The following is a 15,494-nucleotide window of genomic DNA, read 5'->3' as shown; positions in this document are numbered from 1 at the left end:
AAAAAACCGTCGTCCTGATTTTCATCAAAACGACGGTGCTTGCTGACTTCACCTGCAAGATAAATCAGGCAGCCTGTTTGCCACCTGCCGGCACATGCGGCTTCTGACCTGCGTCGAACATCCGCAACAAATCCGTTTCCTTCTGCTTGGCCGCTTTCAGGTGGCGTTCCTTGACGTGTCCATAACCGCGAATATCTTCCGGAATGCGTGCAATCGCCGTTGCCTGAGCAAGATTGTCGGCGTTGAGTTTGCTCAACAAGCCACCGACCGTCTTGCAGTATTCGCCGATCAGCGCGCGCTCCTGCTTGCGCTCTGCGGTGTAGCCGAAGACGTCCAGCGGCGTGTTGCGCAAGAAACGCAGTTTCGCCAGCACGCCGAAGGCGCGCATCATCCACGAACCGTATTCCTTCTTGATCAGATGACCGTTGTTGTCATGCTTGGCCAGCAGCGGCGGCGCCAGGTGGAATTTCAACTGGTAGTCGCCCTCGAACATGCCGGCGATTTTTTCGCGGAAGGCCGGTGCGGTGTAGAGGCGCGCGACTTCATATTCGTCCTTGTACGCCATCAACTTGAACAGGTAAGTCGCCACTGCCGTGCTGAGCTTCATCGCCTTGCCGGCTTCGCCCAAGGCAGCTTCCGCATGCTGTGCCTGCGCGACGAAATCGCTGTACTGGCGCGCATAAGCGGCGTTCTGATATTGCGTGAGGAAGTCGATCCGCTTGGCCAGCACTTCTTCCAGCGCAGGCGGACGCTTGAAGTCGATCACCTGCGCCGTCATGCCGTTGCGACGTGCGGCTTGCGCCACCATGTCGGCGTCGTGCGCGGCGGCGCGACCCCAGCCGAAGGCCTGCTTGTTGAACTCGACCGACAAGGCGTTGAGTTCGATGGCCTTGAGCAGCGCGCCTTCCGACAATGGCACCCAGCCGCGTTGCCATGCATAACCGAGCATGAACATGTTGGTCGCGATGGCGTCGCCCATCAACGCGGTGGCGATGTTGCCGGCGTCGATCAGGGCCACGCGGTCTTTGCCACAGGCACTCTGGATGCTGCCCTCGGCGGACTCTGCCGGGAACTGCCAGTCCGGATTGCGCACGAAGGCTGCGGTCGGCATGCGGGTGGCGTTGACGGCCGCATGCGTGCGTCCCTCGCCCATGCGCGACAAGGCGTCGCGGCTGGCGGTGACGATCACGTCGCAGCCGATCACCAGGTCTGCAGCGCCGGTACCTACGCGCGTCGAATACAGGTCGTCGGGACGTTCGGACAGGCGCACGTGCGACATCACCGGCCCGCCCTTTTGCGCCAGGCCGCTCATGTCGAGCACCGAGCAAGCCTTGCCTTCGACGTGCGCCGCCATCGCCAGGATCTGGCCGATGGTGATCACGCCGGTGCCGCCGATGCCGGTGACGACGATGCCGTAGGTGTCGCCCATGGCAGGCAATTGCGGCTCGGGCAGCAGCGGTCCTTGCACTTGACCTTGACCGGCAGCTTCGGTCTTTTCCACCGCGACGCGTTTGGCTTTTTTCAGCTTGCCGCCTTCCACCGTGACGAAGCTCGGGCAGAAGCCGTTCACGCAGGAGTAATCCTTGTTGCACGACGATTGATTGATCTGGCGCTTGCGGCCGAATTCGGTTTCCAGCGGCTCCACCGAGAGGCAGTTGGACTGCACGCTGCAATCGCCGCAGCCTTCGCACACGGCTTCGTTGATGACGGCGCGCTTGGCCGGATCGGGATAGGCGTCGCGTTTGCGGCGGCGGCGCTTTTCCGAGGCGCAGGTCTGGTCGTAGATCATGGCGGACACGCCCTGCACTTCGCGCAGCTCACGCTGCACAGCGTCGAGTTCGCTACGATGGCGGATGGTCACGCCTTCGGCCCACGGCGTGCCGGCGGGATACTTGTCCGGCTCGTCGGTGACGACGATGATCGGACGCACGTTCTCGGCGGCCAGCTGGCGCGAGATCATGGCCGGATCGAGCGGGCCGTCGAACTCTTGTCCGCCGGTCATGGCGACGGCGTCGTTGTACAGAATCTTGTAAGTCATGTTGACCTTGCCCGCCACGGCGGCGCGCACGGCCAGCAAACCCGAATGGAAATACGTGCCGTCGCCGAGGTTGGAGAAGACGTGCTTCTCGCTGGTGAACGGCGCCTGTCCGACCCAGGTCACGCCCTCGCCGCCCATGTGCGAAAAGATAGTCGATTCGCGATCCATCCAGGTCACCATGTAATGACAACCGATGCCGGCCAGCGCGCGGCTGCCGTCAGGCAGTTTGGTCGAAGTATTGTGCGGGCAACCCGAGCAGAAATGCGGGATGCGGTCCTTATTCGGATCGGGCTTGGTGCTGACGTTGAGCGTGGCTTCCTTGGCTTCGAGGAAAGCGATGCGCGCCTTGACGCGCTGCTCGATCGGATGGCCGGCGTAGTACTTGGAAATGCGCGTGGCGATGGCGCGCGCGATCTGCGCCGGGCTCAGTTCATAGGTCGCCGGCAGCAGCCAGTTGCCGTGGCCTTCGCGCGGTGAACCGCTCCATTCGCCGGTGTCGTCGAACTTGCCGACCACGCGCGGACGCACGTCGTCGCGCCAGTTGTAGAGTTCTTCCTTGATCTGGTATTCGAGGATCTGGCGCTTCTCTTCGACCACCAGGATTTCATCGAGGCCTTGCGCGAACTCGCGCACTCCTTCGGCTTCCAGCGGCCAGGTCATGCCGATCTTGTAGAGACGGATGCCGATGTCGCGCGCAACTTGCTCGTCGATGCCGAGATCGTAGAGCGCCTGGCGCGTGTCGAGATAGGACTTGCCGGCGGTGACGATGCCGATGCGCGCACGCGGGCTGTCCCAGATGATCTGGTTGAGCTTGTTGACGCGGGCGTAGGCCAGCGCGGCGTACCACTTGTAGACGTTCATGCGCGTCTCTTGCTCGAGCACGGTGTCGGGCTGGCGGATATTGAGGCCGCCCAATGGCAATTCAAAATCGGTCGGAATGATCGGCTGCACGCGCTGCGGATCGATCTCTACCGACATGCCCGATTCGACGATGTCGGTCACGCACTTGAGAGACACCCACAGGCCGGTGTAGCGGCTCATGGCCCAGCCGTGCAGGCCGTAGTCGAGATATTCCTGCACCGACGACGGATACAGCACCGGGATGCCGCAAGCCTTGAGGATGTGTTCGCTCTGGTGCGCGGTGGTGGATGACTTGGCGGCGTGGTCGTCGCCGGCGATCACCAGCACGCCGCCGTGCTGCGAGGTGCCGGCCATGTTGGCGTGCTTGAAGACGTCGCCGCAGCGGTCCACGCCGGGGCCCTTGCCGTACCACAGCGAAAACACGCCGTCATATTGCGCGCCCGGGAACAGGTTGACCTGCTGCGTGCCCCACACGGCGGTGGCGGCCAGGTCTTCGTTCATGCCGGGATGGAATTTGACGTGGGCGGCGTCGAGATATTTCTTGGCCTTGGCGGCGGTCTGATCGACCGTTCCCAAAGGCGAGCCGCGATAGCCGGTGACGTAACCGGCGGTGTTCAATCCGGCCTGGAGATCGTGCTGCCGCTGCAACATCGGCAGCCGTATCAGCGCCTGGATGCCGGTCATGAAAACGCGACCGCGCTCCAGTGAATATTTGTCGTCCAGGGAAATGTCGTCCAGCAACAGGCGTTCGCTGGAAGGTAGGGGTGCGTTCATGCATTGTCTCCGTGCCAAAAATCGTGTCTTTGTTTGCACATGGATCTGTTCGAGATCCTGCTTAAAACTCGTCCGCCTTGTGGGCGAATGGTTCTGTTCTTTTGATGCGGCTACAGTAGCACAAGCCGCGTATTGCCGCTACGCACGGCGCAGCATGCGGGCGGCGGCCTTGTCAGTGTACTGACAGTGCACTGACAAGGCGCTGACGGCAAAAAAAAAGCCCCTGCGCTTGGGCAGGGGCTGATGCGCAATTGGTGTGGATCAGTTGCTGCGAATCAGGCAATGGGCAGGTTTTGTTCGCCCGGCAACAGCATGTTGGCCGGCAAGGCGTCCTGTACCTTCAGTTGCTCGTACAGCGCGGTGAAATCCGGCGCCGTGTCGTCGAACAGTTGCTGGAAGTCGCGGATGACGAAATAGGTTTCCTGGTACGAATCGATCTTGTACAGCGTGCGCATGACGCGTTCAACCTGGAACGGGATGCGGTTCGGCTGCAGATTCTGTGAACCGCGCAGAGCGTAATCGACCTCGCCGCCCGACGACAGGATGCCGGCGCCGTAGATGCGCAAACCCTCGGGACTCTGGATCAGGCCGAACTCGATGGTGTACCAGTACAGGCGCGCAAGGAAAGCCAGGCCGTCGAGCTTGAGCGCCTTGAGGCCGCCCTTGCCGTACTCCTGCAAATGCTCGGCAAACACCGGATTGAACAGCAGCGGCACATGGCCGAAGAAATCGTGGAATACGTCCGGCTCGACGATGTAGTCGAACTCGCTCTCTTCGCGCAGCCACACGGTGACCGGAAAACGGCGGTTGGCGAGATGCTCGAAGAAAGTATGGTCCGGCACCAGACCCGGCACGGCGACCAGTTGCCAACCGGTGGCCTTGTACAGCGCCTCTGTGGTGCGGTCGAATTGCGGAATGCCTTGCGAGACGTCGAGCGCCTTGATGCTGTCGAGGAAGACGTCGCAGGCGCGGCCCGGAATCAGTCTTGCCTGGCGCTCGTACAGGCGTCGCCACAGCGCATGCTGGGCGGGCGTATAAGCGGTCCAGTTCTGATCGACGACGAAGTTCTTGTCGGCGTTGCTGTAGTCGCCGCGCAAGGCGCCGCTGTCCGACTTGGCGGCCACGCTGGCAAAGAAGTCGTCGGTGCTGGCGGAGTTGTTCATGAAGTTCTGCTGGAAAATACCTGGAAGCCGCCATTATCGCCGATTTCGGCTTGGCGGCCGCATGGCTGCACGGTTTGCGGGAGAATTCGGGTGCGGTTCAGACCTTCGGTTTGCCGAGGCCGAAAACCCTGCTGATCCATTTGAACAGCGCGCGCATGTTGGCCTTGATGATGTAGTCCAGCATTGCCGCCTGCTCCTCCATGGCTTCCTGGAACAACGTGACCGGACTGGCCGGTTGCAGCTTCAGGTAAGCGTCCGCTTCGCCGTAGTCGCGATGGATTTCCATGCCGGCCTTCTTGGCGATGTGCATCATCACCTTGTTGGACGACAGGCAATGCATGTACAGCGTGTCGACATCGGCGTTGCGGCAACGGATCGCAGCGCGCACGAACAGCTTGGTGCCGACCCCCATGCCGCGCGCTGCCGAGGACACCGACACGCCGAACTCGGCAACGCGCGCCTTGAGCGTGGCGCCGCTGACGGGCGATGCTTCGCGCGGTGCGAAAGCGAGATGGCCGGCGCCCAGCAGGCGCATCTTGCGGTCATAGACGCCGAAGATCGTGTCGCGTGAAAAATCGATATTTTCGACATAGCGCGTGACCAGCTCATCGGAGAGCTTGCTACCGAAACGCAGCAGCCGGTCTTTTTCCTCCAGCGCCAGGAAATGCCGCAGCAGATGCCGCCGCGCGCGTGGCGACAGCTCCTTGACCAGGATCATCGGCTTTTCTGATGCCTCGGCGAGGGCGCTGAGTGTGTGCTTCAGGCGGTCCAGCCTGGCGCGCAATTGCGTGATGAAGGGTGACATGGGCGGGGCGGCTTAATTGGCGGCGTTGGCGGCATATTCCGCCACCGCTTCCGTGCGCGCGGCCACGATTGCTTCCGGGATGCGCTGCGGCTGTTCCTTGAACTTTGCGGCGATGGCGCCGGCGTCCACGCCCTGGGCCGCCTTGAGCGCGCCCATGAGGTAGTCCAGCTGCGGGAAGGCGACGTCCTCAAAACCGGTGCGCCCGCGCCGGTCGCATTCTGACGCCTGCAGCATGTCGTGGAAGCGCGCCGGCTTGCGGAAGCCGTCGCAGCGCGCCAGCAAATTGACGATCGTCGCCGGACGCAGTTCGAAGGCGCGGCCGACGTTGCCATGTTCGCGCGCGGTGATCACGGCGACGTCGCGGCAATCGTTGGGCACCTTGAGGCGATCGCAGATGCCTTGCACCAGCTCGACGCTGCGGCCTTCGTGGCCGTGATGGCTGGGCCACAGATCGGGCGGCGTGGTGCCCTTGCCGAGATCGTGCATGAGCGCAGCGAAACGCACACCCAGCGAATAGCCGCGGCCGGCGGCATAGTCGAGCACCATCATGACGTGTACGCCGGTGTCGATTTCGGGATGGTATTTAGCCGGTTGCGGCACGCCCCACAGCGCGTCCAGTTCCGGCAGGATGCGCGCCAGGGCGCCGCAGTCGCGCAGCACGTTGAACATGCGCGAGGGGGTCTGTTCCATCATGCCGCGCGCCAGCTCCTGCCACACGCGTTCAGGCACCAGCGCGTCGACCTCGCCGGCGGCGACCATCTTCTGCATCAGCACATTGGTTTCGGGCGCGACCGTGAAATCGGGAAAGCGCGCGGCGAAACGCGCCAGGCGCAGGATGCGCACCGGGTCTTCGATGAAGGCGTCGGAGACGTGGCGGAATACGCGTCGGCGAATATCTTCCTGACCGTGATAGGGATCGACCAGTACGCCGTCTTCGCCCTTGGCGATGGCGTTGATGGTGAGGTCGCGCCGCGCCAGGTCCTGCTCGAGCGTGACCGCGCTGTCGGTGTGGAACACGAAACCCTTGTAGCCCGGCGCCGTCTTGCGTTCGGTGCGCGCCAGCGCGTATTCCTCCTGGGTGTCGGGATGCAGGAACACCGGGAAGTCCTTGCCGACCGGACGGAAGCCTTGTGCGAGCATGTCTTCCGGCGTGGCGCCGACGACCACGTAGTCGTGATCCTGCACCGGCAAGCCGAGCAGTTCATCGCGCACCGCGCCGCCGACGACGTAGATCTTCATCTGCGGCTCAATGGTCGGGCAGGACTTCTTTTTCGACCAGCGCTTCGGCGACCCACTTGGCTACGGCAGGATGCGCCACCACGCGGTCAACATAAGCCTGCAAGGCCGGCGCCAGCGATACGTGGAAGCTGCGGAAGCGCATCACCACCGGCGCGTAGAAGGCGTCGGCGATCGAGAAGTCGCCGAACAGAAATTCATGATGACCGAACTGCGACAGGCAGTCTTCCCAGATTTCGCAGATGCGGCCGATGTCGCCCTGCGCTTCGGCCGTGCGGCCCTTGCCCGGATAGCTGCCGCGGATGTCCATGCTCATGGCGCTGCGCAGGCCGGTGAAGCCGGAGTGCATTTCGGCCGTGATGCTGCGCGCGACAGCGCGGGCAGCGGTCTCTTGCGGCCACAGTTTACGGTCGGGAAATTGTTCGGCCAGGTATTCACAGATGGCCAGCGAATCCCAGATATGGGTCTGGCCGTCGAGCAGCACCGGCACACGGCCGGCGGCGGAATATTCGGCGATCTTGCTGGCGGTGTCGGGCTGGTCGAGACAGATGCGGATTTCGCGGAATGGAATATCGAATGCCGTCAGCACCACCCATGGGCGCATCGACCAGGAGGAATAATTTTTGTTGCCGATGACCAGCGTGATGGCGTTCTTGCCGGCCTTTTCCAACGTCGCCGACAGGGTCGGATCAAGTTCGGTGTTCTGCATGGCTATCCTTAAAAAATGGTTGGCTTCAGCGCCGTGCGCCGCGGCGATGGGCGTCCATCTGCTGCTGCATGTGCACGCCGGCAAGGTAACGCGGTGCAATCGCTTCCAGTGCGGTCGGCATGATGTGCAACTCAGGCGCCATCGGCGCGCTCGCCACATTGTCCACCTGCATGGAAGCCAGATTATCGCGACTCATCATGCGTCCTGGCAAATGTTCCAGCAAAAAAGCCTGCAAGGACGCCAACGCCGGCGGCAATCCGAACACCGGACGCGGATGGCCGGAACACAATCCGGCCAGCTGCACCAACTGGCGCAGCGTGTAGACCTGCGGCCCGGCCAGCTCGTAGCTCTTGCCTTGCGTGGCTTCATTGTGCAGGGCACTGACGAAAGCCTGCGCCACGTCGCCCACATACACCGGCTGGAAACGCGCATCGGCGCAACCCAGCGGCATGACGGGGAAACGCTTCTGCAGCGCGGCGAACAGGTTGAGGAAGTTGTCGTGCTCGCCGAACACCACCGAAGGCCGGAACACCGTGGTCGCGACAGCGGCGTCCGAGAAGGCAGCAACTTCGCCCGCCGCCTTGGAGCGCTGATACATCGAAGGCGCCTGTGCCGACGCGCCCAGCGCACTCATGTGCAGGTAACGCCGCACGCCATGCCTGGCGCAGGCGGCCACGATCTTGCGCGGCAATTCGACGTGAGCGCGTTCGAAATCGGGCCCCCAGGCGCTGCCGCGCGGTCCGCTGCGCGAATGCAGGATGCCGACCAGATTGATGACGACATCAGCCTGGGACACCAGCCGATCAAGTACGGCCTCGTCATGCACGTCGGCGATGGTGGTGCGCACCGTCGGCATCACCAGCAAATGCTTGCTGCGCTCGTAGCGCCGGGTCGGCACCGTGATTCTGGCCGCCGTGCTGCGCACCAACTGGGCGACCAGCTGGCTGCCGATGAATCCGGAGCCGCCGATGATCAAGATGTTTTTGTACGCCATGGCCGTCATCGCTTTCTTTGCTTCTGGGCCGCCACGCGGTATCAAGGCAGGTCGGTCGGGGTATTGGTGCGCGGCGCCACCGTGCCGAGACGCTGCTTGAGCGACTGCGGCTTGTTCTCGAACAGGGCGGCGTAATAAGTAGCGTTGGACATCACGTTCTTGACGTAGCCGCGCGTCTCGTTGAATGGAATCGACTCAGCGAAAATCGCACCCTCAACACTGCGGTTCAGCGTCGAGCGCCAGGTGCGCGGACGTCCGGGACCGGCGTTGTAGGCGGCGGTCGCCAGCGCCTGCGAACCGTCGAGGTTGTTGAGCACCATGTTCAGGTAGCTGGTGCCCAGCAGCAGGTTGGTGTTGATGTCGTTGATCTGGTCTTGCGAAAACTCGGTCAGGCCGATTTTCTTGGCGACGTATTTCGCAGTGGACGGCATCAGCTGCATCAGGCCGGAGGCGCCGACATAGGATTTGGCGTTCTTGATGAAGCGCGATTCCTGGCGGATCAGGCCATAGACCCAGGCGTTTTCCAGGCCGAGCGGACGCGTGTTGGCGGTCATTTCGCTCAGGTGCGGCGCCGGGAAGCGCTGGGTGAAGTCCATTTCCTGCTTGGTGCGGTCGGAGGTGTTCACCATGCGGTCGAGCACATCGCTCTGACGTGCGAACTCGGCGGCGGCGAGCAACTGGCGGTCGCTCATGCGGCGCAATTCCCAGTTCCATTCACGGATGCCTTCGTAGCGCATGTTGAGGTCATAGAACTTGAGTGCGCGCTTGAAGCCGCTGTTCTGCGCCATCGGTGCGATCTCGGCCGGCGTCGGCGGCGTCGGACCGGCGGGGATCACGATTTTCTGGCCCAGCTCTTCGGTGGCCAGCTGGCCGTAGAAGCTGACGTTCGAGGCGATCGACTGGAACAGGCGCTGGGCCGATTCGGTCTGGCCGTCTTCCTTTTGCGCGCGCGCCAGCCAGTAAGTCCAGGTGATGTCGCTGCGCAGCGAAGCCGGCATGGATTCGATGGTGGATTTCACCAGCTTCCAGTCGCCGGCGCGCAGGGCGATGCGTACTTTCCACTGATACGCTTCGTAGGACAGCGGCGCGTCCTTGGTCTTGCGCCAGTAGTCGATGGCTTCCGGCATCAGCTTCATCGACGCCGGCAAGGCGATCTGGGCCCAGGCGATGGCTTGTTCCTGCGCGGTCAGGCCGGAGGCGCCACTGAGGAAAGCGGCGGCCTGCTGCGGATTGTTCTTGGCGGCGCGGCCGATGGCGATGATGTACAGCTCATGCGCGGTACGGCCCTGGCCTGGTCCGCGCGCCAGCAGCGGCGCCGGCTTGTCGATCACCTGTTGCAGGGTGACGTCGCCGTTGTCGGTAAAGATCGCGGCGCGGCGCGCCACCATGATGCCGCCGGCTTCAACCGCCTGGCGGATCTGCGCCCAGATGTCGCTTTCGCCGAACTGATGGTTTTGCGCCAGCGTGCCGATCAGGTCGCTGCAACCCTGGCCGTAGTCCTTGGGACTGGTGAGCAAGGCGCGCGCTTCGTCGGCGACATTCTGGCCCTTGAGCGCGCGCGAATTCAACGCGAAGCATTTGACCTGCACGTCGTCGTTCAACACGAACAGCGGATATTGTTCATCGAAGGTGGTCCAGTCGCCGGTCTTGCCCAGCGCCAACAGCCAGTCGTTGCGCAGGCGATCGCCGATCGCGGTGCCGTCGTAGCGAGTCAGGAAATCGCGGATTTCCGACACCGGCGCGGTGAAGTCGCGCACGCGTGGTTTCAGCCGATAATAGTCGACGTAGGAAGGAATGACATAATCGGGCAAACGCGCCGCCAGATTGAGTGCCGTGGCCGAATCGTCGACCCTTGAGGCGTCGCGCAGCGCAAGGAAAACATCATCCTGGGAAGCATTGGCGGAGGGACGTTTCTGTGCCTGTGCCGGCAGCGAAAAACTGATTGCCGCCGCAGCAGCGCATGTGATCACGACCACGCATTTCTTTAATTGCATTCTTATACAACCTTCGATTGAAACAAATGACGACTTCAAGGATAGCACGCGATTCTGCGCACACTGACGCTGTCGGGAGCACCCTGCAAACAGTGGCAGAAACAAGCGCTGCTTCGGAAAAATCCGTCTTGCGCACGCATTTGCTCGCCGCCCGCAAAGCCATGACGCCGGCCGCCAGAGCCGCGGCTGAAACGATGATCTGCAGCCGTCTGCTGGACTGGCTGCAAAAGAATCCGGTCGCTCGCCTCGGCGTGTACCACCCGATCCGCCAGGAACCGGACCTGCATCCGGCTTATAACGCGCTGGCGGCACAAGGCGTGCACCTGTCTTTGCCGATAATTCGCGGAAAAGACGCTCCGCTGGAATTCGTCCGCTGGACGCCCGGAGAAACATTGGTAAAAGACGCCATGGGCACCTCGGCGCCGGTACATGGCGAGACCGTGCGCCCACAGGCCTTGCTGATCCCCTGCCTTGGCTTCAATGCGGCGCGCCTGCGGCTCGGCTATGGCGGCGGCTTTTACGACCGCACGCTGGCGCAGGAGCCGCGCCCGCTGGCCATCGGCATCGCGTATGCCGGGGCGTTGGCCGAATTCTCAGGGCAGCCGCATGACATTGCGCTGGACCTGATCCTCACCGATGCGTGAAACGACAGCGCAATAAAAAAGCCGGCTCAAGGCCGGCTTTTTATTGCTTGCAAGCTGCGTCAATCCACCAGTCGTTGCCAGATTGCCATGGTCGCGGCGGGCTGGTTCAGCGTGTAGAAATGCAGACCAGGCGCACCGCCTTCCAGCAATTGCTCGCACAGCTGCGTCACCACGTCGAGGCCGAAGGCCCGGATCGAATCGGCATCGTCGCCGTAGCTGGCCAGCTTGAGGCGGATCCAGCGCGGGATTTCGGTGCCGCACATGTCCGAGAAGCGCATCAACTGGGTATAGTTGGTGATCGGCATGATGCCCGGCACGATGGGCGCGTTGACGCCCAGCTTTTGCGCCTCATCGACGAAATTGAAGTAAGCGTCGGGATTATAGAAATACTGCGTGATTGCGGCATCGGCGCCGGCCTTGATCTTGCGCGCAAAGTTCTGCACATCGTCCTGCGGCGATTTAGCCTGGGGATGCATTTCCGGGTAGGCGCCGACTTCGATGTGGAACCAGTCGCCGGTTTCGGCGCGGATGAACTCGACCAGCTCGTTGGCGTAGCGGAATTCACCAGACGAAAAATCGGCGGCGCCGAAGCCGCTCGGCAAGTCGCCGCGCAAGGCGACCAGCTTCTTGATGCCGTGCGACTTGTACTCGGTCAGGATAGCGCGCAAGGCGTCGCGCGAGCTGCCGATGCAGGACAGATGCGGCGCGGCCACATGGCCTTCGCGGATGATTTCCAGCACGGTGTCGAGCGTGCCCTGCTGGGTCGAACCGCCGGCGCCGAAAGTGACCGAAAAATACTTCGGCTGCAGCTCGGCCAGCTTGGCGCGCGTGACGCGCAGTTTTTCCGTGCCTTCAGGTGTCTTGGGCGGGAAAAACTCGATGCTGAAATTATGTTGTGTCATGAGAATTCGATCCAGAAACGATCAGGCCCGGCCCGACTTCAGCAGCAGCGTCGACAAGGCCCACGAAACAATGCTGTACAACAGCGCGCCGCCCACTGCGGACCAGAAGCCGCCCACATGGAAACCACCCACCAGTTGCGCCACCACCCAGAACATCAGGCCGTTGATCACGAGAATGAACAAACCCAGCGTGAGCAGGGTCACCGGCAAGGTCAGGACCACCAGCACCGGACGCACCAGCGTGTTGACGAAGCCGAGGATCAGGGCCGCGATCAGCGCGGCGCCAAAGCTGTCGACTTGCACCGAATGCAACAGGTAAGGCACGGCCAGCAAGGCCAGCGCATTGATCAGCCAGAGTATGAGCAGACGCATGTGGTTTCCTTTTAGCCGGTGCAACGGATAACACGACAGGCAAACAAACGAACGAAGAACAACCAGGCGACGGCATGGCCGCCGCCTGTCAGGCTAATTAATAACGGTAGTGATCAGGCTTGTAAGGGCCATCCGACTTCACGCCGATATAAGAAGCTTGTTCCGCAGTCAGTGTGCTCAATTGAGCATTGAGTTTCTTCAACTGCAAACGTGCAACCTTTTCGTCCAGGTGCTTCGGCAGCGTGTAGACGCCGACCGGGTAGTTCTTGGTGTTCACGAACAGTTCGATCTGGGCGATGGTCTGATTGGCGAACGACGAGCTCATCACGTAGGACGGATGGCCGGTGCCGCAACCGAGGTTGACCAGGCGGCCTTCGGCCAGCAGGATGATGCGCTTTCCGTCAGGGAAGATGATGTGATCGACTTGCGGCTTGATGTTTTCCCAGGTGTATTGCTTCAGTGCGGCGACTTCGATTTCGTTGTCGAAGTGGCCGATGTTGCAGACGATGGCCTGGTCTTTCATCTTCTTCATGTGATCATGCGTGATCACATGGTAGTTGCCGGTACATGTCACGAAGATGTCGCCGTGTTCAGCAGCGTAATCCATGGTGACGACGCGATAGCCTTCCATTGCCGCTTGCAGTGCGCAGATCGGATCGATTTCAGTGACCCAGACTTGTGCCGACAGCGCGCGCATGGCTTGCGCCGAGCCCTTGCCGACGTCGCCGTAACCAGCGATGACGGCGACCTTGCCGGCGATCATGACGTCGGTGGCGCGCTTGATGCCGTCGACCAGCGATTCACGGCAGCCGTACAGGTTGTCGAACTTGGACTTGGTGACGGAGTCGTTGACGTTGATGGCAGGGAAAGCGAGTTTGCCGTCCTTGAACATCTGATACAGACGATGCACGCCGGTAGTGGTTTCTTCGGTCACGCCCTTGACTTGCGCCAGACGCGTGGAATACCAGCTTGGCGAAGTCGCCAGCTTTTTCTTGATGGAGTTGAACAGGCAGATTTCTTCTTCCGAACCCGGGTTGTTCAGCACCGATGCGTCTTTTTCAGCGCGTGTACCCAGATGCAGCAGCAGGGTTGCATCGCCGCCATCGTCGAGGATCATGTTGGCTTGTTCGTTGTCGCCGCCTTGCCATTCAAAGATGCGGTGCGTGAACTCCCAGTACTCGTCCAGCGATTCGCCCTTGAACGCGAATACCGGCGTACCCTTGTCGGCGATTGCCGCGGCAGCATGGTCCTGGGTGGAGTAGATATTGCAGGATGCCCAACGGACCTTGGCGCCCAGCGCTTCCAGCGTCTGGATCAGCACGGCGGTCTGGATGGTCATGTGGATCGAACCGGTGATGCGCGCGCCCTTGAGCGGCTGGGCAGCAGCGAATTCTTCGCGGATGGCCATCAGGCCGGGCATTTCAGTTTCAGCAATCTTGATCTCTTTGTGGCCCCATTGCGCCAGGCTGATATCAGCGATTACATAGTCTTTTGTGGAATTGGTAGTCATGGCTGCGGCGTTGTTCACGCCCTCCTTTCGTAGAAAACAGAAAAAAAGTAACGTGAGCGCAGTTGCATATTGACGGTATCAAGCCTGGCAAGATCGATGTCTTGTCGCAACGCTCCTTGATACGGAAAGGCATTGTAAATCAGTTTACGTGCGCCGTGCCAGCGCACGACGCAATCCGGCCACAACAAGGCCGGATTGCGTCAGAGGAATTACAGACCGGCGGCAGCCTTCAGTGCAGCAGCCTTGTCGGTCCGTTCCCACGAGAATTCCGGCTCTTCGCGGCCGAAGTGGCCGTAAGCGGCGGTCTTCTGGTAGATCGGACGCAGCAGGTCCAGCATTTGCACGATGCCCTTCGGACGCAGGTCGAAATGTTCCAGCACCAGTTCGGCCAGCTTTTCGTCACTGATCTTGCCGGTGCCGAAGGTGGTGACCATGACCGAGGTCGGCTTGGCGATACCGATGGCGTACGACACCTGGATCTGGCAACGCGACGCCAGGCCGGCGGCCACGATGTTCTTGGCGACGTAACGGCCGGCGTAGGCTGCCGAACGGTCGACCTTGGATGGATCCTTGCCGGAGAACGCGCCGCCGCCGTGCGGTGCTGCGCCGCCGTAGGTGTCGACGATGATCTTGCGACCGGTCAGGCCGCAGTCGCCTTGCGGACCGCCGATAACGAAACGGCCGGTCGGGTTGATCAGGTAGCGGGTGTTCTTGATCCACTCCGCCGGCACGACCGGACGGATGATTTCTTCGATCGCGGCTTCTTCGATGGCCTTGTGTTCCATTTCAGGCGCATGCTGGGTCGACAGCACGATAGTGTCGATGGCGACCGGACGGCCGTCGACGTACTTCAGCGTGACTTGCGATTTTGCATCTGGACGCAGCCATGGCAGGCGGCCGTCCTTGCGCAGTTGCGACTGACGCTCGACGATACGGTGCGCGTAGTAAATCGCGGCCGGCATCAGTTCAGGTGTTTCATCGCAGGCGTAGCCGAACATCAGGCCCTGGTCGCCGGCGCCCTGGTCGAGGTCGAGGCCCTTGCCTTCGTCAACGCCCTGGGCGATGTCCGGCGATTGCTTGTCGTAGGCGACGAGCACGGCGCAGCTCTTGTAGTCGATGCCGTAGTCGGCGTTGTCGTAACCGATGCGCTTGATGGTTTGGCGGGCGACGTCGATATAGTCGACGTTGGCGCGTGTAGTGATTTCACCGGCGAGCACGACCAGGCCCGTGTTGCACAGGGTTTCGGCAGCGACGCGGGAGAGAGGATCCTGTTCAAAGATGGCATCCAGAATCGCATCGGAAATCTGGTCGGCTACTTTGTCTGGGTGGCCTTCCGAGACGGATTCGGAAGTAAAGAGAAATTCATTGGACATCACATGCTCCTGCAGTATAGAGATTAACCGGTGTCGCGGCCTTATCCCTAGCCTGCGACGCTTTAGCGAAATTTATATCCCGTCTCGCAAGTTGTCATTAACTCGACGGCTTTCATGCT

12 protein-coding genes and 1 riboswitch are annotated in these 15,494 nt (G+C 61.6%); of the genes, 1 reads left to right on the top strand and 11 read right to left on the bottom strand.

The genetic code is table 11. From position 1 onward, the window contains the following. Positions 1 to 64: 64 nt before the first annotated feature. The 7 genes from E4P32_RS09855 to E4P32_RS09825 all read right to left on the bottom strand — a co-directional run bounded on the left by E4P32_RS09855 (position 65) and on the right by E4P32_RS09825 (position 10,574). On the bottom strand, positions 65 to 3,673 hold the full coding sequence (locus E4P32_RS09855) for an indolepyruvate ferredoxin oxidoreductase family protein (protein ID WP_116434369.1): 3,609 nt from the start codon (positions 3,671 to 3,673) through the stop codon (positions 65 to 67). 275 nt (positions 3,674 to 3,948) lie between these two features. Continuing rightward, on the bottom strand, positions 3,949 to 4,836 hold the full coding sequence (gene phhA / locus E4P32_RS09850) for a phenylalanine 4-monooxygenase (RefSeq protein WP_116434370.1): 888 nt from the start codon (positions 4,834 to 4,836) through the stop codon (positions 3,949 to 3,951). A 97-nt stretch (positions 4,837 to 4,933) separates the two neighbouring features. After that, positions 4,934 to 5,641, bottom strand: a complete 708-nt coding sequence (locus tag E4P32_RS09845) for a GNAT family N-acetyltransferase (protein WP_116434371.1) — start codon at positions 5,639 to 5,641, stop codon at positions 4,934 to 4,936. A 12-nt stretch (positions 5,642 to 5,653) separates the two neighbouring features. Continuing rightward, the gene (locus E4P32_RS09840) at positions 5,654 to 6,880 is read right to left on the bottom strand and encodes a multifunctional CCA addition/repair protein (RefSeq protein WP_116434372.1); all 1,227 of its coding nucleotides are present in this window, start codon (positions 6,878 to 6,880) and stop codon (positions 5,654 to 5,656) included. Positions 6,881 to 6,887: 7 nt separating this feature from the next. Next, positions 6,888 to 7,586 carry a glutathione S-transferase family protein gene (locus E4P32_RS09835; RefSeq protein WP_116434373.1) on the bottom strand — a complete coding sequence of 233 codons (699 nt, stop codon included), beginning with the start codon at positions 7,584 to 7,586 and terminating at the stop codon, positions 6,888 to 6,890. Positions 7,587 to 7,611: 25 nt separating this feature from the next. Next, positions 7,612 to 8,580, bottom strand: coding sequence for a complex I NDUFA9 subunit family protein (locus tag E4P32_RS09830; protein ID WP_116434643.1), 969 nt, complete (start codon positions 8,578 to 8,580; stop codon positions 7,612 to 7,614). Between the two features lie 41 nt (positions 8,581 to 8,621). Continuing rightward, on the bottom strand, positions 8,622 to 10,574 hold the full coding sequence (locus tag E4P32_RS09825) for a lytic transglycosylase domain-containing protein (protein ID WP_116434374.1): 1,953 nt from the start codon (positions 10,572 to 10,574) through the stop codon (positions 8,622 to 8,624). A gap of 92 nt (positions 10,575 to 10,666) precedes the next feature. Between E4P32_RS09825 and E4P32_RS09820 the strand changes: the two genes are divergently transcribed. After that, on the top strand, positions 10,667 to 11,218 hold the full coding sequence (locus E4P32_RS09820; RefSeq protein ID WP_233526639.1) for a 5-formyltetrahydrofolate cyclo-ligase: 552 nt from the start codon (positions 10,667 to 10,669) through the stop codon (positions 11,216 to 11,218). A gap of 59 nt (positions 11,219 to 11,277) precedes the next feature. Here the strand turns inward: E4P32_RS09820 and metF are convergent, their stop codons facing one another. The 4 genes from metF to metK form a co-directional block, all read right to left on the bottom strand. Next, on the bottom strand, positions 11,278 to 12,120 hold the full coding sequence (gene metF / locus E4P32_RS09815) for a methylenetetrahydrofolate reductase [NAD(P)H] (RefSeq protein WP_116434376.1): 843 nt from the start codon (positions 12,118 to 12,120) through the stop codon (positions 11,278 to 11,280). A gap of 21 nt (positions 12,121 to 12,141) precedes the next feature. Further along, a complete protein-coding gene (locus E4P32_RS09810; protein ID WP_116434377.1) occupies positions 12,142 to 12,492 on the bottom strand; it encodes a phage holin family protein in 351 nt (116 codons plus the stop codon). Positions 12,493 to 12,589: 97 nt separating this feature from the next. Beyond that, entirely contained in the window at positions 12,590 to 14,002 is a 1,413-nt protein-coding gene (ahcY, locus tag E4P32_RS09805) for an adenosylhomocysteinase (protein WP_116434378.1), read from the bottom strand. A gap of 47 nt (positions 14,003 to 14,049) precedes the next feature. Further along, positions 14,050 to 14,126, bottom strand: a riboswitch (S-adenosyl-L-homocysteine riboswitch). A gap of 85 nt (positions 14,127 to 14,211) precedes the next feature. Beyond that, on the bottom strand, positions 14,212 to 15,375 hold the full coding sequence (gene metK / locus E4P32_RS09800; RefSeq protein WP_016834859.1) for a methionine adenosyltransferase: 1,164 nt from the start codon (positions 15,373 to 15,375) through the stop codon (positions 14,212 to 14,214). Positions 15,376 to 15,494 lie beyond the last annotated feature (119 nt).

The sequence above is a fragment of the Herbaspirillum sp. 3R11 genome, assembly GCF_004563925.1.
Classification (GTDB): domain Bacteria; phylum Pseudomonadota; class Gammaproteobacteria; order Burkholderiales; family Burkholderiaceae_D; genus Herbaspirillum.
Note: the sequence above shows the minus strand (reverse complement) of the source record. Positions and strands in the feature narration are given on the sequence as shown.